We start from the raw sequence: 2,689 nt of genomic DNA on the forward strand, positions 1-2,689 counted from the left end.
TCGGCCACCAGCGCCAGGTGCGGCGGGTAGTTGCGCACGGTCTGGTCCGGGTCGATGTCGATGCGCAGCAATGCACCGGGGATTTCGAAGCCGCCGGCGAAGGTGATGTCGTAGTCGGTCTCGGCCAACTCCGTGCCGATGGCCAGCACCACGTCGGCCTCGGCCACCAGTGCGCGGGTGGCCACCAGGCTTTGCGTGGAACCGATCAGCAGAGGATGACGCGACGGCAACAAGCCTTTGGCGTTGATGGTCAATGCCACGGGGGCGCCGAGGCATTCAGCCAGTTCGGTCAGTTCGCGGGCGGCATCAATGGCGCCGCCACCGGCCAGGATCAGCGGCCGGCGGGCCTTCGCCAGCATCGCCGACATCTGCGCCACGGCACTCGGCGCGGCCCCGGCACGGCTGATGTTCACTGGCCTTGTGGCGAGCAAGGCATCGGCGTCTTCGACCAGAACGTCCAACGGAATTTCAATGTGCACCGGCCGCGGGCGACCGGCCTGGAACAAGGCGAAAGCCCGGGCCAGCACTCCCGGCAACTCGGCGGCGGACATCAGCGTGTGGGAAAACGCCGCCACGCCACTCACCAACGCGCTCTGGTTCGGCAGTTCATGGAGTTTGCCGCGCCCGCCGCCCAACTGGCTGCGGGACTGCACGCTGGAGATCACCAGCATCGGGATCGAATCGGCGTAGGCCTGGCCCATGGCGGTGGTGATGTTGGTCATGCCGGGGCCGGTGATGATGAAGCACACACCGGGCTTGCCGCTGACGCGGGCGTAACCATCGGCCATGAAGCCGGCGCCCTGTTCGTGACGCGGCGTCACATGGCGGATGCTGGAACGGGCCAGCCCACGATACAACTCGACGGTGTGCACGCCGGGAATCCCGAACACCTGCTCCACGCCATAACCTTCGAGTAACTTGACCAATACTTCGCCGCACGTCGCCATTGCCACTGACCTTCTTGTTTTCGGGGAATGGCGTTATTGGAACGGCCAGGCCATAGCCGCAACAATGGATAAAAAGTCATACTAGCCATGTCCCTACATCATGGCTCGATTCCAAATGAAACGACTTCCTCCGCTCCCGGCGCTGCACACGTTTCTGATCACCGCCCAGTGCTGCAACTTCACCCGGGCGGCGGAACAGTTGCACATCACCCAGGGCGCGGTGAGCCGGCAGATCGCCGGGCTGGAGGAGCATTTGGGTTACGCGCTGTTCCTGCGTCAGGCACGGGGCCTGAGCCTGACGCCGCAGGGACAGGCGTGGTTGCCACGGGCGCAACAGGTGTTCGGCCTGATCGCGGAAGCGGTGGAGCAGATCGGCGAGAAACGCCAGAGCGTGCGACTCAAGGCGCCGACCTGCGTGCTGCGCTGGCTGATGCCGCGTTTGCTGCAATGGCAAAAGGTACGACCGGACATACCGGTGGAGTTGACCACCACCGTCCGCCACGGCGTGGATTTCCAGCGCGAAACCTTCGACGCCGCGGTGGTCTATGGGCCGCCGCCCGCGCCTTCATTGACGAGCCTGCACTTGTTCGACGAACAACTGACACCGGTGTGTTCGCGTCCACTGCTTGAAGGTCCGGTGCCGCTGCGCTCACCCGCCGACCTGCAACACCATCTGCTGCTTCATCCCACCAGTGACGAGCGCGACTGGAACGCTTGGCTGGAGGCTGCGCAGGTGCAACTGAGCAACGTCAGCAAAGGCCAGCATTTCGAAACCCTGGACCTGGCGATGTCCCTGGCCTCCCAAAGCACGGGCGTGGCGATTGGCGACTGGTCGCTGATCGGCGACGACCTGAACGCCGGGCGACTGGTGATGCCCTTCGAACTGAAGGTCAGGACCGGGTTGGCCTATCACCTGGTGTATCCGCGCAAGCCCGGAGCGTCGGAGCAGTTGCAGGCGCTGATGGAGTGGTTGGTGGAGCAGGCGCAGACGCGCTAGCTGTTTCACCGCAAGCCCCCTGTGGCGAGGGGATTTATCCCCGCTGGACTGCGCAGCAGGCCCCAAGCAATCGAACATGATCAGCCTGACATACCGAGGCGCCAGTTTTGGGGTCGCTTCGCAACCCAGCGGGGATAAATCCCCTCGCCACAGATCAGTCCCCTTATCACGGGAAAAGCTACAGCAGATTCGGCACCTGCACCGGCTCGATCTGCGCCCAATGCGAGGTGTCTTCGCGATGCTGCTGCAAGTAGGGCAACACCGCCCCCAGCAACGGTTCCTTGAACGCTTCTTGAAACCGGTGGGCCAGGCCCGGTATCAGCTTCAGGCGGCTGCCACGGATGTGCGCCGCCAGGTGCACACCGTGCATCACCGGCAACAACGGGTCGGCGGTGCCGTGAACCACCAGGGTCGGCACGCGCAGTTGATTGAGCAGCGCCACCCGGCTCGGCTCGGCCATGATCGCCATGATCTGGCGTTGCACGCCTTCGGGGTTGAAGGCCCGGTCATAGGCCTGGGCGGCCTGATGCAACAGTGCTTGACGATCATCCACCACCATCGGACTGCCCAGGGCGGCCAGCAGATCGGCCTGTTGTTCCAGGGCAACTTCACGATTCGGTGCACTGCGCCGGGACAACAGCTGCACCAGGGTTTCGCTGGGTGCCGGCAGGCCTTCGGCACCCGAGCTGGTCATGATCAGGGTCAGGCTCTCAACCCGCTGCGGCGCCATGGCCGCCATATGCTG

General features: G+C 64.4%; 3 protein-coding genes. 1 reads left to right on the top strand and 2 read right to left on the bottom strand.

The window, feature by feature from the left end; translation table 11 throughout:
* Window positions 1-947: 5-guanidino-2-oxopentanoate decarboxylase (locus tag GSM73_RS27430; protein ID WP_256676939.1), on the bottom strand; the 947-nt coding region annotated here is incomplete at its 3' end.
* Window positions 948-1,062: 115 nt separating this feature from the next.
* Here GSM73_RS27430 and GSM73_RS16865 point away from each other — a divergent pair.
* Window positions 1,063-1,944, top strand: a complete 882-nt coding sequence (locus GSM73_RS16865) for a LysR substrate-binding domain-containing protein (protein ID WP_076383655.1) — start codon at window positions 1,063-1,065, stop codon at window positions 1,942-1,944.
* 178 nt (window positions 1,945-2,122) lie between these two features.
* On the opposite strand, the gene GSM73_RS27435 is transcribed toward GSM73_RS16865, so the two are convergent.
* A partial coding sequence (locus tag GSM73_RS27435; RefSeq protein ID WP_306110019.1) for an alpha/beta fold hydrolase occupies window positions 2,123-2,689 on the bottom strand: 567 nt, incomplete at its 5' end.

Source organism: Pseudomonas sp. PICF6, assembly GCF_009831705.1.
GTDB classification, from domain to species: Bacteria; Pseudomonadota; Gammaproteobacteria; order Pseudomonadales; family Pseudomonadaceae; genus Aquipseudomonas; species Aquipseudomonas rhizophila.